17 protein-coding genes and 1 pseudogene are annotated in these 24439 nt (G+C 67.2%); 8 read left to right on the plus strand and 10 right to left on the minus strand.

The window, feature by feature from the left end:
- Positions 1-21: 21 nt before the first annotated feature.
- Complete coding sequence (rpsB, locus tag G9U51_RS00830) at positions 22-930, minus strand: 30S ribosomal protein S2 (RefSeq protein WP_166191807.1); 909 nt, start codon at positions 928-930, stop codon at positions 22-24.
- Positions 931-1184: 254 nt separating this feature from the next.
- On the opposite strand from rpsB, the gene G9U51_RS00835 reads away from it, so the two are divergent.
- From G9U51_RS00835 to G9U51_RS00845, 3 genes are all read left to right on the plus strand, one after another.
- Entirely contained in the window at positions 1185-2384 is a 1200-nt protein-coding gene (locus G9U51_RS00835; protein ID WP_166192594.1) for an MFS transporter, read from the plus strand.
- A 21-nt stretch (positions 2385-2405) separates the two neighbouring features.
- The gene (locus G9U51_RS00840; RefSeq protein WP_166191810.1) at positions 2406-3584 is read left to right on the plus strand and encodes a pyridoxal phosphate-dependent aminotransferase; all 1179 of its coding nucleotides are present in this window, start codon (positions 2406-2408) and stop codon (positions 3582-3584) included.
- A 67-nt stretch (positions 3585-3651) separates the two neighbouring features.
- The gene (locus G9U51_RS00845; protein WP_166191813.1) at positions 3652-4140 is read left to right on the plus strand and encodes a M23 family metallopeptidase; all 489 of its coding nucleotides are present in this window, start codon (positions 3652-3654) and stop codon (positions 4138-4140) included.
- Here G9U51_RS00845 and G9U51_RS00850 read toward each other — a convergent pair whose 3' ends face one another.
- The 6 genes and pseudogenes from G9U51_RS00850 to G9U51_RS17165 form a co-directional block, all read right to left on the minus strand.
- A complete protein-coding gene (locus G9U51_RS00850) occupies positions 4141-4992 on the minus strand; it encodes a DUF3152 domain-containing protein (RefSeq protein WP_166191816.1) in 852 nt (283 codons plus the stop codon).
- Entirely contained in the window at positions 4985-5905 is a 921-nt protein-coding gene (xerC, locus tag G9U51_RS00855; RefSeq protein WP_328823237.1) for a tyrosine recombinase XerC, read from the minus strand. The genes G9U51_RS00850 and xerC overlap by 8 nt, the downstream gene beginning before the upstream one ends.
- A 65-nt stretch (positions 5906-5970) precedes the next feature.
- The gene (locus G9U51_RS00860) at positions 5971-6516 is read right to left on the minus strand and encodes a hypothetical protein (RefSeq protein WP_166191819.1); all 546 of its coding nucleotides are present in this window, start codon (positions 6514-6516) and stop codon (positions 5971-5973) included.
- 71 nt (positions 6517-6587) lie between these two features.
- Complete coding sequence (gene dprA, locus G9U51_RS00865) at positions 6588-7691, minus strand: DNA-processing protein DprA (RefSeq protein ID WP_166191822.1); 1104 nt, start codon at positions 7689-7691, stop codon at positions 6588-6590.
- Positions 7688-8314, minus strand: a complete 627-nt coding sequence (locus G9U51_RS00870; protein ID WP_328823238.1) for an ATP-binding protein — start codon at positions 8312-8314, stop codon at positions 7688-7690. Before G9U51_RS00870 ends, dprA begins: the two co-directional genes overlap by 4 nt.
- A 644-nt stretch (positions 8315-8958) precedes the next feature.
- A pseudogene (locus G9U51_RS17165) lies at positions 8959-9141 on the minus strand (recombinase family protein); the annotation flags it as partial.
- Positions 9142-9726: 585 nt separating this feature from the next.
- On the opposite strand from G9U51_RS17165, the gene G9U51_RS00880 reads away from it, so the two are divergent.
- The 3 genes from G9U51_RS00880 to G9U51_RS00890 all read left to right on the plus strand — a co-directional run bounded on the left by G9U51_RS00880 (position 9727) and on the right by G9U51_RS00890 (position 13252).
- Positions 9727-10476, plus strand: coding sequence for a hypothetical protein (locus G9U51_RS00880; protein WP_166191825.1), 750 nt, complete (start codon positions 9727-9729; stop codon positions 10474-10476).
- Positions 10473-11612: a helix-turn-helix domain-containing protein gene (locus tag G9U51_RS00885; RefSeq protein ID WP_166191828.1), complete on the plus strand. Its 1140-nt coding sequence runs from the start codon at positions 10473-10475 to the stop codon at positions 11610-11612. Before G9U51_RS00880 ends, G9U51_RS00885 begins: the two co-directional genes overlap by 4 nt.
- 185 nt (positions 11613-11797) lie before the next feature.
- Positions 11798-13252, plus strand: a complete 1455-nt coding sequence (locus G9U51_RS00890) for a hypothetical protein (protein ID WP_207947900.1) — start codon at positions 11798-11800, stop codon at positions 13250-13252.
- A 992-nt stretch (positions 13253-14244) separates the two neighbouring features.
- Here the strand turns inward: G9U51_RS00890 and G9U51_RS00895 are convergent.
- From G9U51_RS00895 to mobF, 3 genes are all read right to left on the minus strand, one after another.
- Complete coding sequence (locus G9U51_RS00895) at positions 14245-15255, minus strand: DNA-processing protein DprA (protein WP_166191835.1); 1011 nt, start codon at positions 15253-15255, stop codon at positions 14245-14247.
- 84 nt (positions 15256-15339) lie between these two features.
- Positions 15340-15684 (minus strand): sulfate permease, encoded by a 345-nt coding sequence (locus G9U51_RS00900; protein WP_166191839.1) that lies wholly within the window; start codon positions 15682-15684, stop codon positions 15340-15342.
- 178 nt (positions 15685-15862) lie between these two features.
- Positions 15863-19420, minus strand: a complete 3558-nt coding sequence (mobF, locus tag G9U51_RS00905; RefSeq protein WP_166191842.1) for a MobF family relaxase — start codon at positions 19418-19420, stop codon at positions 15863-15865.
- A 407-nt stretch (positions 19421-19827) separates the two neighbouring features.
- On the opposite strand from mobF, the gene hsdR reads away from it, so the two are divergent.
- Positions 19828-22380 carry an EcoAI/FtnUII family type I restriction enzme subunit R gene (hsdR, locus tag G9U51_RS00910; RefSeq protein WP_166191845.1) on the plus strand — a complete coding sequence of 851 codons (2553 nt, stop codon included), beginning with the start codon at positions 19828-19830 and terminating at the stop codon, positions 22378-22380.
- Positions 22377-24404, plus strand: coding sequence for an N-6 DNA methylase (locus G9U51_RS00915; protein WP_166191848.1), 2028 nt, complete (start codon positions 22377-22379; stop codon positions 24402-24404). The genes hsdR and G9U51_RS00915 overlap by 4 nt, the downstream gene beginning before the upstream one ends.
- Positions 24405-24439 lie beyond the last annotated feature (35 nt).

The following is a 24439-nucleotide window of genomic DNA, read 5'->3' on the forward strand; positions in this document are numbered from 1 at the left end:
GCGAAGTGGTTCTGCGGTGGGTCAGGACAGCTCTTCGGCGGCCTTCTCGGTCGCCTCGGCGACCGCGGTCTGCTCGGCCGGGTCGACGACATCCGCGGCGGCGGTCGCGTCGGCGGCCTCCTTGGTGGAGGTCGGGCCGGTCACGACATCGGTCTGGTCCGCGGCGTCCTGCGAGGCGAGCAGCTCGCGCTCCCACTCGGCCATCGGCTCGGCGGTCTCGGCCGCACCGGAGCCGCCACCGGAGCGGGCGATGAGGCCCTCGGCGACCGCGTCGGCGACCACGCGGGTGAGCAACGTGACCGAGCGGATCGCGTCGTCATTGCCCGGGATCTTGTAGTCGACCTCGTCCGGGTCGCAGTTGGTGTCCAGGATCGCGATGACCGGGATGTTGAGCTTGCGCGCCTCGGTGACCGCGAGGTGCTCCTTCTTGGTGTCGACGACCCACACGGCCGACGGCACCTTGTTCATGTCGCGGACGCCACCCAGGGTGCGCTCCAGCTTGTCCTTCTCGCGCTGCAGGATGAGCAGTTCCTTCTTGGTGTGACCCGAACCGGCCACGTCCTCGAAGTCGATCTCCTCGAGCTCCTTCAGGCGCGCGAGACGCTTGTGGATGGTGTTGAAGTTGGTCAGCATGCCGCCGAGCCAGCGGTAGTTGACGTACGGCATACCGACCCGGGTCGCCTGCTCGGCGATCGACTCCTGGGCCTGCTTCTTGGTGCCGACGAACAGGATCGTGCCGCCGTGCGACACGGTCTGCTTGATGAACTCGAAGGCGTCGTTCAGGTAGGTGAGCGACTGCTGCAGGTCGATGATGTAGATGCCATTGCGCTCGGTCATGATGAAGCGCTTCATCTTGGGGTTCCAGCGACGGGTCTGGTGCCCGAAGTGGACGCCGCTCTCGAGGAGCTGGCGCATCGTGACGACGGCCATGCCGAAGTCCTTTCGTGTGAAGGTTTCCAGTTGTTTCCTGGTGCCCCAGCAGGCCCCACCCGGCCGGGGCCGGGACCAGGAGCTCGCTCCGCACGAAACGGGACGGGACACGCGAATTCGACCCAGACATGCTGGGCCGTGGCTTCATCGTACGGGATCCGCGTCGTTTCGCGGAAATCCGTTCGCCACGGCCGCTGCGCGCCCGGTAGGTTCTCGTGCTCGTGAGCCTGCTCGAAGCCGTCCTGCCCGCGCGCATGGGAGCAGGCTTTCGCTGGCTGGTCGCCTCCTCCTGGACCGCCAATATCGGCGACGGGATCGTGCTGGCCGCCGGACCGCTGCTGGTCGCCTCCCAGACCCGCAATGCCGTGCTTGTCGCACTGGCCGCGATCCTCGAACGCCTCCCCTATCTCCTCTTCGGCCTGCACGCCGGCGCGTTCGCCGACCGCTGGGACCGCCGCCGCACCGTCATCGCGGCTGATCTGGCGCGCGCGTGCGTCGTGCTCGGCCTGTGCGTGGTGATCGCCACCGGGACCGTGTCGATCGGGTGGGTGTATGCCGCCCTCTTCCTGGCCGGCACCGCCGAAGTGTTCAGCGACTCGGCCTCGCGCACCTTGCTGCCGATGCTGGTGGACAAGGCCGACCTCGGCATCGGCAACGCCCGCCTGCAGGCGGGTTTCCTCACCGCCAACCAGCTGGTCGGCCCGCCGATCGGGGCGTTCCTGTTCGCCGTCGGCCACGTCGTGCCCTTCTCGGTGCAGGCGCTCGCCGTAGCGCTCGGCGTGGTGCTGATCTCCCGGATCCGGCTGCCGTCCGCCCGCGGCCGCGAGCAGGTCGACACCCACGTGCGGCAGGACATCGTCGACGGCATCCGCTGGCTGTGGTCCAACGCGGCAGTGCGCACGCTCGCGCTGATCATCTTCGTCTTCAACATCACCTGGGGCGCGGCCTGGTCGGTGCTGGTGTTGTGGGCGCTCGACCGGTTGCACATCGGGACGGTCGGCTATGGCCTGCTCACGACGATGGTTGCCATCGGTGGCCTGCTCGGCACGGTGAGTTACGACTGGCTCGAGCGTCGGGTGCCGCTCGCCACCCTGATGCGGATCTGCCTGACCCTGGAAGTGCTGACCCACCTGGCGCTCGCGCTCACGACGATCCCCTGGGTGGCGATGGTGATCATGGTGATCTTCGGCGCCTACGCCTTCGTCTGGGGCACGCTCGGGCAGACCGTGCGGCAGCGGGCGGTGCCGACCGAATTCCAGGGCCGGGTCGGCAGCGTCTATGTCACCGGGCTGGTCGCCGGCCTGCTCGTCGGGCAGGGTCTCGGCGGCTGGATCGCGCAGGTCTGGGGCCTCGCGGCGCCCTTCTGGTTTGCCTTCGTCGGATCGGGCCTCACGCTGGTGCTGGTCTGGCGCCAGCTGGCCCATATCGCGCACGCCGACGCGCACGCGACCTGAAGCCGTCCTACCGTGGCGTCCATGGATTCCCCACTGGTGGCCCGCATGCAAGGCTTCGGCGAGACGGTCTTCGCCGAGATGACCCAGCGCGCCGCCGCAGCCGCAGCCGTCAACCTCGGCCAGGGTTTCCCCGACACCGACGGGCCACCCGAGGTGCTGTCAGCCGCCGTTCACGCGATCGAGGCGGGAGAGAACCAATACCCGCCCGGCATCGGCATACCTGCGCTGCGGGAGGCGATCGCCGAACACCAGGCGAGATTCTGGGGGCTGTCGGTCGACCCGGCGACCGAGGTGCTGGTCACGGTCGGGGCGACCGAGGCGATCGCCGCCACGATCCTCGCGCTGTGCGAGGTGGGCGACGAAGTGGTCACCTTCGAGCCCTATTACGACTCGTATGCCGCCTCGATCGCGCTCGCCGGTGCCGTTCGCCGCACCTCGGTGCTGCGGTTCCCCGACTTTGCGGTCGACGAGGACTCGCTGCGTGCCGCCTTCTCGCCGCGGACGAAGCTGGTGTTGCTCAACACTCCGCACAATCCGACCGGCAAGGTCTTCACCCGCGCCGAACTCGACCTCATCGCGGCGCTGGCCCGCGAACACGACGCCTGGGTGGTGACCGACGAGGTCTACGAGCACCTGGTCTACGACGGGGCTCACCTGCCGATCGCGAGCCTGCCCGGTATGCCGGAGCGCACCCTCACCATCTCCTCCGGCGGCAAAACCTTCGCCACGACCGGCTGGAAGGTCGGGTGGGTGCACGGCCCGGTGGAGGCGATTTCGGCGGTGCGGACGGTCAAGCAGTTCCTGACCTTCGTGGGCAGCGGTCCGTTCCAGCCGGCGATCGCGGCGGGGTTGCGGTTGCCGAACTCCTATTTCACCGGCTTCGCCGAATCGATGCGGTCTCGCCGCGACCTGTTGGTCGGGGGCTTGCGCGACCTCGGGCTGTCGGTGGCGGTGCCGGCGGGTGGTTATTTCGTCATCGCGGATTGTTCGCCGTGGGGCGCCGACGCGCTGGCGCTGTGTCGTGAGCTGCCCACCCGGGTCGGCGTGGCGGCGGTGCCCGTCTCGGCTTTCCATGATTCCCCCTCTGCCGCAACGGGATTGGTGCGTTTCGCGTTTTGCAAGCAACGCTCCGTCCTGGAGGAAGGGTTGCGCCGGCTGAGCGCGATGGCGACCTTGTCCACAGGCTCTGCTCGCCCCTGATCGGCGTTCTCCACAGCCTGCCGTTGCGCCCCTGGCGCCGGCCGCGGCTGCCGTCGACGCTGGCGGTATGTCGATCGCGCTCCTGGCCGCCTGGCTCGGCCTGCTCGTCGGGTTGGGCCCGGTGGCCACCCCGGCACCGGCGCACGGCTACGTGTGGCCGCTCGACCCGCAGCCGCAGGTCGTGCGTCGCTTCGAACAGCCGCCCGCACGGTGGGCGGCCGGTCACCGCGGAGTGGACCTGCTCGGCTCCCCCGGCCAGCAGGTCCGCTCCGCGGGTGGCGGCGTGGTGGTGTGGTCGGGAATGCTCGCCGGGCGGGGCGTGGTGTCGGTGCGCCACCCGAACGGCTGGCGCACGACCTACGAGCCGGTCGACCGGCGGGCACCGCCCGGCACGGTGGTGACGCCGGGCGCGGCGATCGGGTCGTTGGCGACGACCGGTGGCCACTGCCTGCCGCGGGCCTGCCTGCACTGGGGGCTGCTCGTCGGCAAGGACAGCTACCGCGATCCGCTCACTCTGCTCGGCGACCAACGGGTGGTGCTGCTGCCGCTGGGTTGATCAGGTGCGCACCGGCCAGGGCCAGGCGGTGCAGCCCTGCAGGCCCTTGGTCTGCTGCACCATCACCGGGGCGCGCTGCCCCTTGGCCGGGCAGACCTGGTGGCCGTGGCCGAGCACATGCCCGACCTCGTGGTTGATCAGGTACTCGCGGTAGCCGGTGAGGTCGCCGTGGTAGTAGGGCACGCCGAGTTGCCAGCGAACAGCGTTGAGGACGGCTCGACCCGTTGTGGCACAAGACAATTCACCCTCGGTGGTGAGCGGCGCGCATTGCTTGTCGACGGTGTCCGGGCTGGCGATCTCGATGGTGACGGTCGGCTTCACGCCCTGGCTGACCTGGGCGTCGGTGAGCTGCACGAAGCGCACCTTGTCGGCGGTCTGCCAGCCGCGCGGGTTGGCGAGGGTGCCCCGCACGAGGGACGCCGCGGCCGCGTTGTCGATCCGCAGGCCGTTCTCGATCTGCAGCACGAAGGTGACGACGCGGCCCGGCCCCCGGGAGTCGATACCGGGCACCTTGACACGCGTGAACGTGCCCGGCCCGTGCTGGACCACCGTGGGCTGCGAGGCAGATGTGGTGCTCGCGCCACTCGACACCCCGGCACCCGTCGGCGCTGGTTCATGCGCCGCGGACGCCGGGCTGGTGCCGAGCGTCGATGTCGTGACGCCGCTCGCGGAGAGGCTGCCGGTCGGCGCCGGACCGGAACCCTCGGCGAGCGCACGCACACCACCGGCGGCCAGGGCCACGACACTGACCGCCACCAGGCCGGCGGCGATGCGGCGGCGGCGATAGATCGCGGCATCGCGCGGCGGCTGGGTCGGGAGGGCGCGGTGCGCACCGCGGGTCGGTTCAGGCACGCGGGTGCGCCTGCCGGTAAGACCGCCGGAGTCGTTCGACGGACACGTGCGTGTAGATCTGGGTCGTCGCCAGGCTGGAGTGGCCGAGCAGTTCCTGCACCATGCGCAGGTCGGCGCCGCCCTCCAGCAGGTGGGTTGCCGCGGTATGCCGCAAGCCGTGCGGGCTCAGTCGTTCTCCGGTGCTCGTCTGCCGTTGGGCCGCGTCCAGGCTGCGCCGCACGGTGCGGGGGTCCAGGCGTCCCCCGCGAGCGCCGAGGAAGAGCGCCGGGCCGGAGGTGGGCGTGGCCAGCGCGGGGCGCCCCTGCTGCAGCCAGGCGTCGAGCGCGTCGGCCGCGGGCACGCCATACGGCACGGTGCGCTCCTTGTTGCCCTTGCCGAGCACCCGCACGGTGCGCGTGCCACGGTCGCAGTCGTCGATGTCGAGCCCGACGAGTTCGCCGACGCGCAGGCCGCTGGAGTAGAGCAGTTCCAGCACCGCTCGGTCGCGCAGGTGCACCGGATCGGCATCGTCGGCGCTGACCTCCGCCACGTGCATGAGTTCGGCGGCCTCGTCCTGGCGGAGCACGGCCGGCAGATGGCGCGACCGCTTGGGGCTGGCGAGCCGGAGCGACGGATCGCTCGCAACCACCCCAGTGCGCACCGCCCACCCGAAGAAGCTGCGGATGGCTGCCGAGCGGCGCGCGATGGTCGACCGCGCCGCGCCGGCCCGGTCGAGGTCACCGAGATAGCTGCGCAGGTCGGCCAGCCGCACCTGCGACCACTCGTCGATCCCGACCTCGGCGAGCTGCTGGTCGAGCGCGCGCAGGTCGGCTCGGTAGGCGGCGACCGTGTGCTCGGACCGGTTGCGCTCGATCGCAAGATGATCGGCGAACCGCTCGATCACCGGCAGCGTCGCGCGCGTCTCGGTGGTCACGTGCACACGGTAGATCCTTCAACCAGCACCCTGGGCGACCGGCCGCGGCGCGTCCGACGCCGGGGTTACGCCGGCGGCCCTTCCGCGCGCAGTTTCTCCACCTCGGTCATCGCGTCGCGCAGCTTGTCCAGCCACTCCTGCAGGTGCTCACCGCTGAGCCGGACGCACCAGGCGAGGGCGTCCGAGCGCGAACGGGCGACGCCCGCATCCACCAGGGTGTCGAGCACCTGACGCTCGGGCTGGCGCAGCCTGGTCATGACCGGTGCGGCGACGTGGGTGAACAGGTAGCGGGACTCCCCCAGCCGCACCCCCCAGGACACCTTGCGCTGGAATCGCTGCTCAGCTTCTTGAGCGATGCCGATCCGCTCTGCCTTGGTGTCTGCCCGCCACCGAGCCACCGCGCCTTCTGCCTCGGCGCCGGAGGCGACCTGCTCGGTGAGCGTCCCGACCACGGTGATCTCCTCCCGGTCCGCGGTCACCTCGACATCGGAGAACCAGTCCTTCGGCAACCGGCCGGTGAACCAGTCACCCGCGTCGCCGACGTCCGGTTGTCCCGCGCCCGCGCGGCCACGACGTCCGCGGTCGGTTCCTTGTCCCGTCGATGGAGTCATCTACCGCCTCCTCCTTGATTACGTGATTACATCATTACACCTCTTCGATCGGCGTTCGGCAAGAGCCGGGTTCACGGCAGTCGCCACCCGTCGTCGCTGCGCTGCACCTCGCCCGCCCCTTCCAGGCAGGCCAGCGAGCGCAGCACCTCCGGCACGGTGAGGCCGGCGGATCGGGTGAGACGATCGACCGTGGTGCTGCCACGCGCGGGCATCGCGAACAGCACGCGTTGCGCCTCCTCCCCCAGGCGGTCGGCCGCGACGATCTGGCCACGACGAGGCGGTGCCAGGTCGCCGCCGATCGCACCGGCCAGCTCGATGACATCCCGCGCGTCGGACACCAGCACGGCCTTGCCTTCCCGCACGAGCTCGTGACACCCGGCGGACATCGCCGAGGTCACCGGTCCAGGCACGGCACCCACCGGCCTGGCCAGGGCCTCGGCGTGGGTCGCGGTGTTGAGCGATCCCGATCTCAGGCCGGCCTCGACGACGACCGTGCCGCGGGTCAAGGCGGCGATCAATCGATTGCGCGCCAGGAAGCGATGTTTCTGGGGTGCCGCACCCGGTGGCATCTCCGAGACGAGCGCGCCATCGCCGCGGATCACCTCAAGTAGCTCGGCGTGCGCCGCCGGGTAGGACCGGTCCACCCCGCACGCGAGGGCAGCGATCGTTGGCCGACGCGCACTGAGCGCGCCGCGATGGGCTGCCGCGTCGATGCCATAGGCGGCGCCAGACACCACCGTCCAGCCTCGTTCACTCAGGTCATGCCCGAGCTCCCCGGCCACGTGATCGCCATACGAGGTGGACATCCGCGACCCGACGACCGCGATCGACAGGCCGAGCAGATCGGTGAGCCGCCCGCCGCCGCGCACCCACAGACACCATGGCGGCACCTGCAGGTCGTCCAGCCCGGGCGGCCACTCCTCATCACCCGGCACCACGACCCGCACCCGCAGCTTCTCGGCGATCTGCCACAAGCGTTCGGGGTGGCGTTCGCGCACGCGCGCCGCGCACCGGGCGAACTGGCCACCGGCGTCGGTGACGATGCGGTCCCAGGCTTCCACGCCGGATAGTCCGAGCAGCTTGGGCACGATGACGCGATCCAGGGGCTCGACGACCTGTGACAGCGCGACCCGCGCGGCGCGCTCGGCGGGGTCGACCCGCTCAAGGGCGCTCATGCTGCCTGCGCCGTTCGCAGACCGAGTGCCTCGAGCACATGCGGCGGACCGGGACGGGTCTCGCCGCGCAGATCGGCAAGGGTCCAGGCAAGCCGCAGACACCGGTCATAACCGCGCAGCGTGAGTTGCCCGCGGTCCAGCTGGATCTCCAGCGGCTTGGTCGCCTCGCTCGGCAGCCGGAGCTCAATGCCACGCAGCACCGCGCCCGGCGCCTGGGCGTTCAGCCGCCATGGCCGGCCGTGCCACCGGCGCCGTTGCCGTTCGCGCGCCTCGAGCACTCTGGTCGCCACTGCCGCGCTGCCTTCGCCGGGCGGCCCGGCCAGCGCCGCCTTGGTGACCGCGCGCACCTGCAGTTGCACGTCGATGCGGTCCATCAACGGACCCGACAGCCGGGCGAGATAGGAGCGGCGGGCGACGACCGAGCACCGGCACCGCTCGCCCTTGCCGACCAGCAGACCACACGGGCACGGATTCGCCGCGAGGACGAGCTGGAACCGTGCCGGGAAACGCACCGCGCCGTGCGCCCGGGCGACCTGCACCGACCCGCTCTCCAACGGTTGACGCAGGGCGTCCAGGACGTCGCGACGGAACTCCGGTGACTCGTCGAGGAATGGAAAGTACACCTCGGTGTGTGACAACCATCGTACCGCGATCTGCGCCGATACCCGTGGTCAGAGCCCCGGGTCGCATCGGTCTCGTCGGCCAGCGGGCCAGGTCCGCCGCAGCTCAGATCGACCGAGGTCCATCCATCCTGGTGGGCTTTTCGCAGGCGCGCAGCTCGCCCATCGAACCTGGAGGACACCACCGAACCGTGCCAATCGAACTCACTCTTGCCCGTCGCGGTCTTCGAGTCGGAACTCACCGCGGATGTGGTCGAGGCGGTTCGGACGCTAGTGGAGATGGCCGCCACGACCGAGTCCCCGTTGCGGCGCTTGCGAATCAGCCTGGGTTGTGGCCACGTCGTGGAGGTCCCGACAGCAGCACGCCAGCTTGCACGCCCCGGAGATGCTTCGTCTGGTGTGCAGCCAATGCGGGACGCGACAGATGGCGCTGACCGTGTGCCCGGTCGATCCGGCGAGTGAGCGAGCTGCTCTGGTCCTGCGGACGCGTCTTGAGTTGCGCCGGGCGTTGGAGGAGGTCTCACGAGCCCAGCGCCGGCTCGGGGGAGCACGCCGGCGAGCCGAGCAGGCCAGAAGAGCTCCTCAGTCGAGTCCTGGTGGGAGAGCAGATGCACTCCGCGGGCCTGGCAGGTCGCCACCCACTCCAGACACCGGGCTGCCACCCGCAACGTGCGATCCAGTTTCCAGAACGCCACCGCCCGCACCCGACCCGAACCGATGCCGGCGCTCAGCGCACGCCGCCCCGGCCGCTCAGCCCGGGCATAGGCACTGGCCGAGTCACGGTCGACGTACTCCCCCATCACCGTCCAGCCGCCCTCGGCGGCCAGCATCCGCGTCAAGTCGACCCGCTGCCGCTCGATCGCGTCACGCCCATCCCCATACACACCCGAGACAACCGCAGGTACAAGAAGACCGCCCGCGTGCCCGGCAACGGCTCTTCCGGCCCTGTCCACCGAAACGACCCGAGAGCGCGGGTCCTTCGCGATGCTCGCGTTCACAGGTCGGCCGTGCCACTACCTAGCGCCTCTTGCCGCGGGTGCCGTAAGGACTCTGGTTGGTCGGCTTCAGCGAGACACCCAGCTCGCCGGCCCGGCTGCGCACGGCGTCTTCGGTCCGGCCGAGGTGTAGGCCCAAGACTCTGGTTGGGGTGTTCTGCGCAGCTTCACGGCGAAGCTGAGCGTCATGGGCGGCTGTCCACGAGTTGCCGGCATTGGCAGGCTTCTTGGCCATGCTGGGACCTCATCTCTCGGAGGGGCGGGTACGACATCCGCCGCTAGCACCAGCGTGCCATCAAGGTCGATACAACTCAAGCAGCAACGCGCGCGCTTTGCTTGATTTCCTTACACCGTTTCGGCGGTTCTACTCATCGGCGTGTCGCAACTACGCCTACCGGGCGGTTCTGCTTAACTGGTGTCATGACGTCATGGGACCCACATGGGCAAGTCCACCTGGACTCGCTCCGCACCAGCTTCGCCGAGGCGGGGTTGATCGACTTTGTCCAAGCCGCGACCGCCGAGGTGTGGCGGATCAACCGAGAACGCCACGAACCGGTGGAAGCGCACGACGACGCCTTCACCTTGAGCGTGCTCTCCTCGCGGAACCTGGCCAACAGGCTGCTCGCCGAGGTGCCGGACAGTGCCATGCTCCGAGCTTCGGGCGTGGTTGCCAGCAAGGAGTTCGGCTCGACGGTGCTGCACACCCCACGAGCTGACGTGCGCTTGGTGAAGGCACCCTTCGGGTCGGGGCGTCACCCGAGTTTCGAGGCGGACTTCGATTGGGCCGACTCCGAGGGCCGACAGGCCGCAGCGCTGCGCAACCATGCCGCGTACGACCCACCGTCGCGAGACCCGAAGGCTGAGCCGTTGTTCGAGTTTCCGTTGCCGAACGCTGCTGAAGCGGTCACCCACTGTCGTGAGGTGTTCCTGGTGTGGGGTGCGGAGCTGCGGACGGGCCTGACTGCCGGGTGGCTGGGACTGCCCACAGCGAACGCTCAGCGCTGGATCGCAGTGACCCCCGTCTGGTGGGACGAGCCACCCGCCCGAGGCAGCTCGACCAGTGGTGAGGGACCTGGTTCCGACGACGGATCGACCTTCGGGGATAAGCCCGCCCCAGTGCCCTCTCTGGCGCTCAAGCCGCGCCGGCAAGAAGGAGGCAACAGACTGTGACGTTCGAGTCCGAGTCACGTCAACGGGCACGTCGTCGCCGCGCGAGCGGAGCCTTGGTCGACTTGGATGGCAAGCGCCTGTCGGTTGCGCGGCGCCTACGCAGGATGCAGCGGACCGCTCTGGCAGCGCAGACCAGTGTGACGGCAGCGGCCATCACCCAGTACGAGCGCGGTGGCCGGCCCACGAACACCGTCGCAGCGGAGCTGGCGTTGGCACTGGGCGTGCCGATCGAGTTCTTTCGGCAAGGCCGCCCTTTGACGGCGGTTTCCACTGGCGACGCTCACTTCCGGTCGCTCCGAGCCACACCGGCCATCTCCCGTGATCAGGCCCTGGCCTTCGCCGAGATCGCACTGGCCGTCATCGAGGTCATCGAGCAGTACGTCGACCTCCCTCAGGTCACCGACATCATCGAGCCAGTCGACGACGAGCCCTCCCCGGCCCTGATCGCCTCCATCGCCACCGACACCCGTTCCCGACTCGGCGTGGAACCGGGGCCGGTCCCACACGTCGTCCGTCTCCTTGAGGCTCACGGCATCATCAGCCTGCGCTTGCCACCGGAGATCGATCCCCGCGTCGACGCGTTCTCCACCGAAGCCGGCCACCGACCCCTGGTGCTGCTCTCTCCGCTCAAGGACGACCGAGCACGAAGCCGCTTCGACGCCGCCCACGAACTCGGCCACCTCGTGATGCACCAAGACGTCGAGCCCGGGTCCAAGATCATCGAGACTCACGCACATCAGTTCGCTGCGGAGTTCCTGGCACCGACGCCAGAGCTTGAGCCGGACCTGCCACGCAAGGTCGACTGGGATGCGCTACTGCAAGCGAAGACCAAGTGGGGCATCAGTCTGGCTGCTCTCGTCTACCGATGCCACGCCATCGGACTATGGCGCGAACACAGCTACCGTCGCGCGAACCAGCACCTACGTAGCCAGGGCTACCCCGAACCCGGTCCGCTCGGTCCTCCTGAGTCCCCGTATCTGCTCGGCGCTGCCATCGATCTGCTCAACCAAGCAGGAACCACAACCGATGACTTGGCAAGAGCAAGCCGCTTCACCATCGAGCAGATCAACGACATCGTCGCGGCCGGTAGCGAGTCCAAGCCCCGGCTGCGCCTCGCCGTCGACCCCACACCCTGAGCCGACCCTCTAGCCCTGGGAGAACCAATGCGACTCCTTCCCGCTACAACTGAGCGCGCGGGTTCAGTCCTGATGGAGGAACCCACGCTGGGCATGTGCGCTCAAGACGGGCACGGTGTGCGGCAGCGCACTCCCATGGCGCAGCCGGCCAGCGGAGCAAAGGCCCTCGCCGAAGGGGGCACGAGATGAGGTTCAGCAGCGCCTTCGGTGTCACCCACGGCAAGAAGAGTCCGTGGTTCAATCCCCTGCTTGACCAGGATACGCCGCTGTACGTCGACCCATTCCTGGTGTTCGACGACAACAAGCCCCTGTGGGCGGGAGCCAAGCAGGAAGTCACGGACTTCTTCGACGCCGCAGCACGTCTCATCGAGCAATCCAAGGGCAACCAGAACTCGCTCGCATACAAGAAGGCGCTCGAACTGCTGAGGTTCCCCGAACCCAACGAGTTCTGCCTCGGCCTGAGCATGGGCACCCCGCACGGCTCCGGGACGGGGCCCAAGTTCGCCCGCGAGGTGGCAGGCGTTCTCGACCTCGCACGTCAGTACGGGCACATCGAAGACCTCGCGTTCATCGCGGGCTTCAACCTCTTCACCGGGGGAATCGGCCTAGATCGGATCAGCGACATCCTCTGCAACATCCTCAAGCATCGATTCATCCGATACACCCAGAAGGTGTCCAAGAAACTCGGCGTCACGATGGAGCCCGTGACCGTCAAGCACCCCGGCTGGGACCGGCAGCGATCCAGGTGGCTTCCCGACGCCAAGATCGAACTACCGAAATCCCCTATCGGTGACGGTGGAGTTCTGCTCGCACCCGAGCGGTTCTTGAAGGAAATCCCGACGGTAACTCCGGACGAGTTCTGGAGGTGGGCCGAGGTCCACGAAGGTCATCTTCTGCGACAAGACTTCAGCTACGAGATCGCACAGGGCCTCAACCAGGCAGACCGCCGCGTCCTGGCACGGAGATTCGCCCGCAAGTATCCAGACAAGGCAGCCGACTACCTGCGACTGGTAGCACAGATGCCCCACCTGCCCTACGACGTCGAGATGGACCCGAAAGGCCTGGTGTTCTGGCGGGAGACCGGAGAGGCCGTGGGTAAGGCCTCGCCCATCACCTCAGCCGACCTTCCTTCCCGGCAGCAGGAGTTCCCGGCGTTCGTCGAACTCCTCGCGGCACGCTTCCAGCATGCGGTCGAGAACACTGATCTGTGGCGCGCGCTGTGGGCCGCCGGAAGCCCGCAGAAAGAAGAGGTCATCCAGGCGATCGCCGGCGCGATGTGGACCGAAGCCTGCCGCGCCGCACAGGTTGACATCAGCCAGGAAGTCAACCGCGGCCGCAGCCCCGTCGACTTCAAATTCTCCAAGGGCTGGGAAGATCGCGCCCTTCTCGAAGTCAAAGTGATCCGCAGCAGTGGCTTCTTTAAGGGCGCCGCAACCCAGCTGCCCCAATACATGAAGACGGAGCAGATCAGCCATGGGGCGTACCTGTGCATCGGACACTACGACGAGGACTTCGCGCCAACGCGCATCAAGCGCGTCGAGGACACGATCGCCACTCTCGCGAAGGAAAAGGGCATCCAGATCAAACTCGTCCTAGTCGACGCCAGGCGAGACAACAAAACCTCTGCGTCAAAGCAATAGACGACGCCGGTCTCAGAACTATTCTTCGAGACACGTAATAAGGCGCACCGCCTCCTGGTCAGGAGCCAGCCAACCAAGAATGCGGTTGCAGACGTCGCCAACCTCAACTCCGGCAGCCGACTCTTCGGTGCCTCATCTGCAATCGGCTGGAGCCAGCATCACCGCGCTGCCCGGTCTCTACGTCATCGGGCCGCCGGGGTAGATCCTGGTGATGATCTCGACCACGAGGTTCAGGAGAGCTTCGCCTCGTCCGCCGTCACTGGCGGGTGGGAGGGCACCACCGCGAGCGAGCGGCTGGCAGCCGCGCGTCTGGCGAGATCGATCCACGAACGCCTCACCGACGACCCCGTGGCTGCGAAGGGCGAGTAGTCATCGGCCCGAGAATGCATGTCAGTGATGATGGAGACGCAGTAGAACCTGTCACGGCTCGGCCACAGGATCGTGCGACGGCCTATGCCAGCGCGCTCGATCAGGCCGTCCCGATCGCTACCGGGCGACGTCGACATCGTCCAGAAGGAGCGTGGCCGCGCTGACACTGCGACGTGGCACGATCGGAACCAGTTGCCAACCGGGCGGGGGCTCATGGTGGACACAGAGAAGTGGCTTAATCGGCGCGAGGTACCGGCCGATGCCGGGCCGCTTGCGGCCCGACTGGAACAGCTGTGCTCGGGCTGTGACGGTACCGGTGTGCTGGTCAGCGAGGCGTGGGAGGAATGGGACCGCCGGCAGACGCGCCTACAGCTGCGACGCTCCGGGGCGGAAGGAAGCACCGTGCTGGCCGCAATGCTCGATCAGAGCCTGACCGAGCACGAACAACGTCGGCCGATGCACCGGCGAGAGGTGCCTGTGAGGACTGCGGCGGGGCCGGGACGGTACCGACTGCCGAGGGTGAGGAGCTTCTGGCGTACCTCCGTCGACATTTGCACAGCGAGAAGAAGCGACGACCATAGAAGGCGCATCCCAAAGCGGCCGGGGCACGGCAACTCGTGTCGCTAGAGACTGCGGTCGGGAAAGGTCGCAATATGCTCATAGCGGTAGGAGAACTCCGAACTCAGCGACGTGCGATCAAGCCGCTGGTTCGGCGCTGCTCCTTGTTTAAGCATCCGTGTCACGTCGGCGGACTCGGTCACGATCTGTGCCTTGCCCTCGCGCAGGAGACGGTGCGGCCCGGCACTTGTAACGCTGGTGATCGGCCCGGGCACCGCGCCCACCCGGCGTCCCAGCGCCCGTGCCTCGGCGGCGAGGTTCAGGGAACCTGATCGAGCGGCGGCTTCGACGATGACGCTGGCCCCCGACAGGGCAGCCATGATCCGGCCGCGGGCAAGGAACCGGTGCCGTGTTGGGGTCGCTCCTGGTGGCAGCTCGCTGAGTAGGAGACCGACATCGCCAACGCGGTCTAGCAGCTCACGGTGCCCGGCCGGGTAGGGACGGTCGACACCGCCTGCGAGCACGGCGATCGTCTCTCCACCTACCGCGATGGCTGCTCGGTGCGCGGCACCTTCGATTCCGTACGCGCCACCGGCGACGATTATGCGCCCGTGCGAGGCGAGGTCGGAGGAGATCGAGCCGGCAACGTGCTCGCCGTACGCGGTGGCCGCGCGAGCGCCGGCAAGCGTCACCCGATCGGTGAACGGACGGGCCAGCAACGGGGCCGTGCCCCGCGTCCACAGCGCGTACGGCGCTCTGTCGCCGAGGTCGTTCACGGATGCGAGCCAGTCGGTGTCTCCAGGGGCAAGGACCCCGAGCCCGGTTTGCTCAGCGGTCTTGAGGCGTGTAGCGACGGCGGCGGTGTGTCGTGTCGGTATGAGGCGGTCGCGCCAGGTGCGTGCGTCTTCCCGGTTCATGCCTGGCACTGGACTGTCACCGTCGATGAGGCTCAGTGTTGCGACCGCGCCGACGCGGGAGAGGACGCGTCCAGTGATCGGGTCGTTGGGCTCGACGATCATCGTGAGCACCATGCGCGCGGTGAGTTCATCTCGGGTCAGGTCGGCGGTGGGCGCCATGATGGGCTCCTCTTCTCGGTCGGATGTCACCGAGAAGGTGCGCCAGGCTCGCTGCTGGATTGACGCCGGTCGGGTTTCGACAGATCAGACGAGGGCTTCGGCGGGGCGGCTTGCCGCCCGTCGCGCGCGCCGTTCAGCCGCGCGGGCGCGGATCAGGAGGGCGACACTGACTGGTCCCATGATGGCGAACTTCAATGCGTTCCAAATGAACAAGAAGACGAGCACGTACAGCCAGTCTGGTGCCCCGTCGTCGATGAGCACGGTCAGAACGCTCGCGGCGTACAGGTAGGGGATGGCTAGCAGCATGGCCGGGACACCCCACTTCAGGCCGCGCCGGGTACGGATCGCATCGAGTGCGATATTCGTGGGCATGTATCGGCGCAGGAAGTAGCGGGTGTTGGCGCTTGCGGTCCAGATCAGACGGATCATCGCGGACAGTCCTCTCCTGTGGGGTTCGGTAGCGAACAAACTCCTTGAGAGGGCCTTCGCCGAAGCATAGCCATGCCGTTGAGCTCTTCAACGGCGCGTGACTACTGCGCTACGTACATCTGATCTTAATGGGAAATCCCGGACAAGTGGAAGGGGACGGGGAGCGCGTGCCTCGTACCTACAATGTCGGTGATTGCCGTTCGGGCGTGCGGCGAGGCATCTGGCGCGGTGTCACGTTCCCGTCGGCCGTGATCTGAGCGGCGAGATTGAGGGAGCGACGGGCTCGCGCGGCGTCGACCTTCTGTGCTGTCGACTCCGGTGGTGCGCCGAGGGTTGCATCGTCGGTGACGTTGTACCTGTCGCGATAGGCGGCGATCACGCGGGCCTGCTCCCGCCATGCGGAGGCCTTACGTGCCTCGCGGGGTGGGGTCCCGAGCGGTTGCGTCCAGGGGGCTTGTACATCCAGGGCAGCGTCAAGTACGGCGTCGGCGCGGGCTTCGATCAGCTCCCGCCGGTCGTTGAGTGCCTGGCGCATGTCCTCGGACATCGGCCCGTCTGCGTACGGGATAAGCCCGGTGATCAGTCGCGGGGCCTGGCGCGTGCGACCGGAACCGGCGGGGCGGGCAGTGGCGCGGACGACACGATGGTGGAGAACGGCAGCGATGTCGTCGGCGTCGTCGAACCCGCGCGCTTGGACCAGGCGCGGGAGCAACTGGTCCATGTCGTGGTGGTTCGCCTCCGCGCGCCGTAGCTCGGCGGTGAGCGCCCCGAAAGCCTCCGACTCGATGACCGTCTCGGACTGTTCCTCGGTGAGGCCGGAGGCGCGGATGAGCGTGGCCCAGCGGTCGTGCTGGGCGACGGCTGCGATGGTCTCGTACTCGGCGGCGAGCTGGGCGATGGAACCCCAGGTGTCTTGCTCGGCGGTGATGGTCTCGTGGGCGGACAGTTCGGCGCCGGTGTGTTGGAGCACCCCGTGGAGCACGGTCCGAGCGGTGGCGTCGGGGTTGTCACCGGGGTGCGGGTGGGCATGGTCGTCGGGCCGGTCGAGGATCACATACGCCTGGTTGGATTGTCGGCCGCGGGTCATGGCGACGTAGAGGTTCTCCCGCGTCGTGGTCGACTCCACCAGCACATGCGCGCTGTCGGTGGTGAGACCTTGGGCGCGGTGCCCGGTGACCGCGTATCCCAGGTCGACCTGCTCGGCCACATACGACGCAGGAAGAACGATCGAGCCGCCGAAATGGCGTCCGGTCGGGCGGATGGTGATCGAGCCGTCGTCGCGGACGTTCGTGATGGTCCAGGTGTCGCCGTTACGCACCCACGTCTTGTGGTTGCGGAGGCGGCGGTCGTTGCGGCGGGTGATGATCGTGTCCCCGACTCCGGCGGTGGTGCCGTCGTTCAGCTCAACCTCGCGGCCCGGTGTCAGCGTGCCGTCGAGGATGAGGTCGGCACGCGCCCGCTGGTTCAGGGTCGTGACGTCGTCGCGGGTCTCGGCGATGAGCACCGAGACGAGGCCGTGGTCGCGGTCGGCGCACCAGGCGGCGTAGGCGGCGTCGCTCATAAGTTCGGCGTCGCCGTCGTGGATGCGGTCGTGTTCGAGGTAGGTGTCAATGACTTCGGTGTGACCGTGGCGGAGTGCCAGGGAGGCGGTCTTTTCCCAGGCGTGGGTGAATCGGTGGACGTCGACCAGCTCGGGAGCATCGTCCCGGTCGTTGACGAGCAGGGAGAAGGCGCCGCCGGCGTCGACGGACTGAAGTTGGGCGTAGTCCCCGACGAGCAGAACCTTCGCACCCGCATCTTCGGCGAGGGCGGTGATCCGGTCCAGGGACAAGGTGCCGGCCAGGGATGCCTCGTCGAGGATGACGAGTTGCCCCGCCTGGAACGTGGTGCCGTGGGCGAGGTGGTTGGTCCACCACTTTGCGGTGTTCTCCGTGGCGATACCGAGGTCGTCGGCCAGCACTTGTGCGGCCACGGCCGAGGGGGCCAGGCCGACCACCGAGCCCGGGCCGTGGTGCTTCTCCCAGGCGCGCCGCAGGGCGGACATGGCGGTGGTCTTTCCTGCCCCAGCTGGACCGACCAGCACGTCGATCACGCGACCCGAAACTGCAACCTTCGTCAGCGCCTGGGCCTGATCCTCGCTGAGCATCCGCCTCTCGCTGTCGGGGCGGGCGACGATCCGCTCCATCGTCTCCACCGGGACTGTCGGTGCGGTGAGGGTGCGGGAGCGGTCGAGCAGCCGGTCCTCGGCAGCGAGGAGGTCTTCGGCGGAGAACGCCGTGGAGTGCTTGGGCCGGAACACGCTCGTCCCGTCGACGCGACGGAAGACAGCAGGGCTGGCGGCCAACTCGGGCGGGGTGAGCCGAAGCGAGGCCTTTTCGGCGGCATCGACGACCATCCCGACGATCGCCTCGCGATCCCGTGTGCTGGCGAACCTCCATCCCATGGTCTGTCTTGAGGCTTCGGCGTGCAGGTTCCACCGCCGCCACGTCGACCGTTTCTCACCGACCACGGCCACCACCGCGGCCCCGAGTGCCGCAACTGTCTCCAGCGGTACATCATCAGCCCGCAACACCGCCGGGGTATCGGTGCCGGTCACGCCGCGCGCCCACGCCGTGGCATCGTGCCCGAGGAGGACGCTGGCACGGGTGCGCCACTGCTCGGTGAGGTCGGCCAGTGACCGGACCTGCTTGTCGGGTCGGGTGGCGAGGGTGGCTTGGGCGCGCAGCTTCACGATCGTCGCCGCCGAGGGCCGCCGGCCATGCTCGGTGACGTACTCGGCGATGAGCCGATCGGCCTCGACCTCGATGTCGTGCGAGCGGGTCGAGAAGGCTGCAATCAGTGTCTCCGGGACTGCGGTGATTTCCCAGGAGGGGTTGCGGTCCCGTCCTCGCTCCCGTGCCTCCCAGCCGAGGCCGAAGGTGCGGGTGAGCCGGTCGGCCAGCACCGCGTTGTAATGCTCGGACAGGGAAACCACGGCGGCGTGCATCGGCCGTCCGTCCAGCGACCGCCACCGCCCGTCCATCGCTGTCTGGACCTTGTTGCTGACCACGACGTGAGTGTGGAGCTGCGGGTCGCCGGCGCGGGAGTCGTAGTGGTCGAACCCGGTGGCGATCAGCCCGGTCACATCGACCTGGGCGACCGCACCATCGCCGGCCGCCGTGATACCGGTGCGGGTGGCCGCGACCTCGCGTTCCATGAAGTCCACCACCTCCGCGACCGCCTCATGGTGGGCCTGGGCGATCAACGCCTGCGCCCCCGCGTCGGCCACTCCCCAGAGCACCGAGACCGACTTCGGCACCGAGAAGGTGTAGTCGAACCCGGCCACCGCCCGCCGACTCCCCCGCGCGGTCTCCTCGGCTTCAATTTGCGCGATCGCTTCGGCCCGGCCTGCTGGCCCTAACTCAACCGGCAGTTGGTCGACGCGCTGCTTGATGCGCTCGGTGACTGGGGCGTAGTCCGGGAAGGCCCTTCCGAGCGGTTCACCGGTGACGGGGTCGCGGCCCATCCCGACCAAGAGCTGGAGCTGCGGCTCCGAAACCTGGTCCCCGGTCGCGAGCTGACCACCACCCAAGCCGGCGAGGCCGGAGCCGAGCCACCGTCCCGGCGGGGTACCTTCCTCCGCGTAGTATCGCGTCAACGGCGTCGACAGCGACCGGTCACCATCCGCGGCGGCTACGCTGCGAAGCAGGTACTTGTAGCCGTCACCGGCACTCATCACGCGCATCGAAACCGTCATGCAAAATAGGTGTGTCCCAACCTGATCCATGAGCTGCGCGGGGTCCCTCAGCCCAAACAAGTGTTCACGCGACCGTCCGCCAGGAGACACGGCTGAGCTGTCGGTAGCACCGACGTCGGGACGCCGGCTAGCGGCACAGGTCGAGGGCGGGTGTGCGGACAGAATGGGGCGAAGCACGGACCGCCAGTGGTGCGCGTTGCCGAGTTCGGAGGATGCGTGCGAGCGCGTAGCGGAACTGCCTTCAAGAGGATGTTCGATGGCGGAGGTTCGGCGAGTGAGGGTGCCAGCGCGCCCGCTGGGCTCGCCCGGCAGGCGCCGTTTAAGTGAGCGCACCTAGCTGCGGGTCCACCAAAGACACACCATCAGACCATATCGGTCTGATGCCGGGTGTCGTCTAAACTGGCTGCATGAACCGGGATGAACGCCAGACGCGCGCCACCCTCATCGATCCGTTATTGCGGTCGTCCGGCTGGGCAGAGGATCAGGTGGAGCGTGAGTACGCATACCGTCCTGGCAAGCTTCGGCTGCTCGGTGAGCAAACAGTGCGGGACGAACCGCAGTTCGTCGATTACGTGCTGCGCGACGAGCCGCGCGGCGCAATCCTCGCTGCCGTGGAGGCGAAGGACGAGAGCCACGCGCCGGGTGCGGGGATGCAGCAGGCATTGGCCTATGCGACCGACGTCCTCGCGCCATTCGCTTTCGCGACGAATGGGCACGAGATCGTGGAGCAGGACATGCGCACCGGCGCGGTTCGCCGACTCACGGAGTTCCCCTCGCCGGACGAGCTGCTGAAGCGGTGGCAATCCGATGTCACATGGCGCGGTCAGACAGTCACGGGCAGGCGCGGGGGTGAGGCCTCCAATCCGCTGCTGCAGCCGGCCTACAGCTTGCCCGGCGCCCCGTCGATGCGCTACTACCAGGAGCGGGCAGTCTCAGCGGCGATCGAGCAGATGCTGATTGGGCACCGTCGTGCCTTGCTGTCGCTAGCTACCGGTACGGGTAAGACGTTCATCGCGTTCAACATTGTCTACAAACTGCTCACCAGCCGGTACCTCAAGCGCGTCCTCTTCATCGCAGACCGAGTTAACCTGCGCGACCAGGCCTACAACGAGTTTGGCGGGCTGGGCGACCGCCGCGGCGTCGTGATGGGTGGGCACGTGCCGCTTGAGCGTGATGTGCACTTCGCCATCTACCAGTCACTCTACGCACAATCACCGGCAGGACCACGCGTCTTTGAGCGGTACCCGCGTGATTATTTCGACCTCGTGATCGTCGACGAGTGCCACCGTAGCGGATACGGCGACTGGGGAGCCATCCTTGAGCACTTCGACACCGCCTTCCATCTCGGTATGACGGCGACGCCCAAGGAAGACGACTCAATCAACACGTATAGCTTCTTCGCCTCCGAGAACGCAGACGACCGGGGTCAGCCGCGCCCTGTCTATGAGTACTCACTTGGGCGGGGAATCGACGACGGGTTCCTCGCCACTTACAAGGTCCTGAAGGTCAGCACCAGCGTCGACGAAGGCCTCGTGATCAACGATGAGATCGAGCGTGGGGCCGAGCTACTCGTACCCGAGGGGACCACACCCCGCGATGTCTACGAGATGCGGGCCTTTGAGCGGGACATCATCGTGCCGGACCGAACCCGGGTGCTGTGTGACCACCTGGCCGGTGTCTTGCGGACCTACGGCCCGCTCGACAAGACCATGGTGTTCTGCGTCACCATGGAGCACGCCGAGCTCGTCCGCAGTGAGATGCAGCGGCTGCTCGGCTCCGAGACCGGCAAGAACCTCTACGCGGCACGAATCGTCAGCGAGGAGCGAGACGCCCAGGCCACACTTGAGCAATTTCAGCTCGCGTCCTCCACGGAGCCGGTGGTCGTGACAACCGTCGATCTGCTTTCGACGGGCGTCAACGCGCCCTCAGTGCGCAACATCGTCTTTATGAAGCCGATCGGTTCGGTGACAACGTTTAAGCAGATCATCGGTCGCGGCAGCCGCATCGATGCGCTGACCGGCAAAACGTTCTTCCGGGTCATCGATTACACGAATGCCACCCGGCTGTTCGACGAATGGGATCTGCCCAGCCAACCCACCGTCACAGGGCCGCTGACCGGAAATGTCACCATCGCTGGATACGTGCAGGATGAGGAGTCCGGCGAGCCCGTCGGTGGCGCGTCGCTCTCCGTGCGACTCCAGGGGCGCCTGCTTGCCGAAACTCGTTGCGCAACTGATGGAAGCTTCGACGTTTCAGACCTGCCGAGTGCGGTACTCGACGTGTTTATCTCTGCCAGCGGATATACCCGACGGCATTCTCGCGTCGACAGCACATCGGATGACGCACGGAACCTCGTGGTCGCGCTGCGGCGCCCATCGCAGGGCGAACGGCGGGTGAGGATCTCCGGGCTGGAGGTATCGATCAAGGACGAGATCGAAGTTGACTTCGGCAACGGCCATGTCCTTCCGAGCTCGGATTACCTGGCACGCGCTAAGGCTGTCATCCGCGAGCGGGTGGAGTCGCTCGACGAGCTGCGAGGCGCATGGCGGGAGCGTGCACAGCGTGACTCACTCAGTGAATATTTGGCTATACGTCAAGTCACGCCCGAGTTGCTCGGACTCGTCATTGGCCGCACTGACGTAGACGCCTTCGACCTGCTCGCCGCAGCCGCCTTTGACGCTCCCATGACAAGTCGGGAGGCGCGGGCGGCCGCGGCGCAGGGCGAACTGGAGAAAAAGTACCCGAAGCTCCCTGACGGATTGATCGCCGCGGTACTCGACAAGTTCCGTCTCGGCGGCACCGCTGAGATCTCCAGTAGCGAGCTTTTCAGTCTCCTTCCCTTCAGCGCGACCTGGGGAGGCGTCCTCGGAGTGGCTTCCCAACTCGGCGGTCCAGAGCACGTCGCCGCGTTCCTCCAAGACGTACAGATTTGCCTCTTCGATACAGAAATTGACGGATGACACTCTTCGAACTGCAAGCAAAGATCAAGTCTGCCTCAGATAAGATGCGGGCCGACGACAACACCAAGAACGCGCTAAAGTACTTGGAACAACTGACGTGGCTGCTATTCCTCAAAGTCCTCGACTCGATGGAAGAGACCAAAGAAATGGTTGCCCGGATCGACGGGGCAACGTATCGGCCGCTTATCGCAGGCAAGTACCGCTGGAAGACCTGGGCACGGAACAACAAGCTGACCGGTGATGAACTCATCGAGTTTGTGACCGACGACCTTTTGCCCTACCTCCGAGGACTGCGGGGAAGCGCAAGAGCAGAGCGGATCGCAGCGATCTTCGGCGAGATTCGCACCGTGATGAAGTCGGGGTATTCGCTCAAAGAGGTCATCGCTATCGTCGACTCGATCGACTTCCATGCTCTCAACAACCACCACGCGATGAGCGTCATCTATGAGTCGCTGTTGGCACAAACAGCTGACGCCGGGTGGTCTGGGGAGTTCTACACGCCCCGCCCCGTCGTCGAGTCGATGGTGCGCATTATCGACCCGACACTCGGGGAACGGATCTACGACCCCTGCTGCGGTTCGGCTGGCTTCTTGGTGGCATCCGCCGAACATGTCGCCTCAGCAACCAAGACGGTCGAGGACAAGGAGCGTTTCAACTCCGCGACGTTTTTCGGTCAGGAGTCAGGCGAGATCGCCGCGCTTGTCGGCACGATGAACCTCATCCTGCACGGCGTCGAGGACCCCCAGGTGGTCAGACGCAACACCCTTGAGCAGGACACCCGAAACGTCAATCCGAGCGATCAGTTCGACGTCATCCTCACAAACCCGCCCTTCGGCGGAACCGAGAATCCACAGGTCCAACAGAACTTCCCGAGCAGGTCCGCAGCCACCGAGTTGCTCTTTCTCCAGCACTGCATGGCCAAACTCCGTGATGGTGGACGCGCGGCCATCGTCCTGCCCGACGGCATCCTTTACCGCACCGAGACGGCGTTCTCAACCGTCCGACGCCGCCTGCTTAACGAGTTCAACGTCACGGCTATCGTGCGGCTGCCCACAGGGGTTTTCCCGACTGCGGCGGACACACGCACCAATCTGATTTTCTTCTCCAAGGCCGGACGCACACAAACGATCCGCTACTACCAGGTACCGAACCCGCCCGGGAAACGGTCATACAGCAAGACCAACCCGCTCCCCGTGGAAGTTCTCACCGGTGCCGAGCGCTGGGTCGTCCACGGTGTCGCAGACGAGTACTCATGGGAGGTCGACTACGACACCATCATCGACAACGGGTACGACCTCGACATCCCCTGGCCAAACGCGGCCTTTTCTTCAGACGCGGCCTCAGCAGGCGCGCGCATTGAAGAACTGCGCAACCGCTTGGCGACACTGACGGAACTCACCGACGCTCTGGCCAAGGCACACGAATCGCTGGAATCCTACCCGCTCGGTGAAAACATCAAGATCGGCGACTGGGCAGTTGAGGCAGGCGCACGAGCGGGCTCCCGCACCCCCGATCGCTACGTTGGCGTGTCGAACGAGGGTGGGCTCACTCCGTTCAAGGGCACGCCCGCCAAGGACACTAGTCGCTACCGGGAACTGCGGCCGGGCGACTTCGTCTACAACCCGATGCGCGTCAATGTCGGCTCCATCGCGCTGTGCCGACGCGAGGAGGAGGCCGGTTGGGTCAGCCCCGACTATGTCGTCTTCCGCCTCGCGGAGGGTGCTCCGTTCAGCGACGAGTACCTACTCATGTACCTCAAGAGCGAGCAGGGCAAGGCCGAGATTGTGCGCGAGAGCCGCGGCGCAGTACGCAGGCGCCTCTATTTCGACGGTGTCCGGAAGATCAACGTGCCAGTCCCAGGGGACACCGAGTCCTGGTCGGCACTCATCGCATCTTTCGCGGCCGTTCGGCGGCACCTGCGCGAACTGCCCGCGACCGCGCTGACCACGCTCGCGGCGTTCGAGGCTGCCGCCTTCAGCCCGCGCGGGGCCGTCACCGACACACCGGCCGAAGTAATGGTGTAGTCTCAGCAACGATTATGCTTTATGGTGAATTCGCG

This window comes from Metallococcus carri (genome assembly GCF_011440275.1).
Classification (GTDB): domain Bacteria; phylum Actinomycetota; class Actinomycetes; order Actinomycetales; family Dermatophilaceae; genus Metallococcus; species Metallococcus carri.

Excerpts from the sequence above, each read along its gene's own strand:
- mobF (WP_166191842.1), bottom strand. The coding sequence starts at position 19,420 with ATGACGGTTTCGATGCGCGTGATGAGTGCCGGTGACGGCTACAAGTAC.
- G9U51_RS00880 (WP_166191825.1), top strand. The coding sequence starts at position 9,727 with ATGACGTCATGGGACCCACATGGGCAAGTCCACCTGGACTCGCTCCGC.
- rpsB (WP_166191807.1), bottom strand. The coding sequence starts at position 930 with ATGGCCGTCGTCACGATGCGCCAGCTCCTCGAGAGCGGCGTCCACTTC.
- G9U51_RS00900 (WP_166191839.1), bottom strand. The coding sequence starts at position 15,684 with ATGATCCGTCTGATCTGGACCGCAAGCGCCAACACCCGCTACTTCCTG.
- dprA (WP_166191822.1), bottom strand. The coding sequence starts at position 7,691 with ATGAGCGCCCTTGAGCGGGTCGACCCCGCCGAGCGCGCCGCGCGGGTC.
- hsdR (WP_166191845.1), top strand. The coding sequence starts at position 19,828 with ATGAACCGGGATGAACGCCAGACGCGCGCCACCCTCATCGATCCGTTA.
- G9U51_RS00895 (WP_166191835.1), bottom strand. The coding sequence starts at position 15,255 with ATGGCGCCCACCGCCGACCTGACCCGAGATGAACTCACCGCGCGCATG.
- G9U51_RS00835 (WP_166192594.1), top strand. The coding sequence starts at position 1,185 with ATGGGAGCAGGCTTTCGCTGGCTGGTCGCCTCCTCCTGGACCGCCAAT.
- G9U51_RS00890 (WP_207947900.1), top strand. The coding sequence starts at position 11,798 with ATGAGGTTCAGCAGCGCCTTCGGTGTCACCCACGGCAAGAAGAGTCCG.
- G9U51_RS00845 (WP_166191813.1), top strand. The coding sequence starts at position 3,652 with ATGTCGATCGCGCTCCTGGCCGCCTGGCTCGGCCTGCTCGTCGGGTTG.
- G9U51_RS00860 (WP_166191819.1), bottom strand. The coding sequence starts at position 6,516 with ATGACTCCATCGACGGGACAAGGAACCGACCGCGGACGTCGTGGCCGC.
- G9U51_RS00840 (WP_166191810.1), top strand. The coding sequence starts at position 2,406 with ATGGATTCCCCACTGGTGGCCCGCATGCAAGGCTTCGGCGAGACGGTC.
- G9U51_RS00915 (WP_166191848.1), top strand. The coding sequence starts at position 22,377 with ATGACACTCTTCGAACTGCAAGCAAAGATCAAGTCTGCCTCAGATAAG.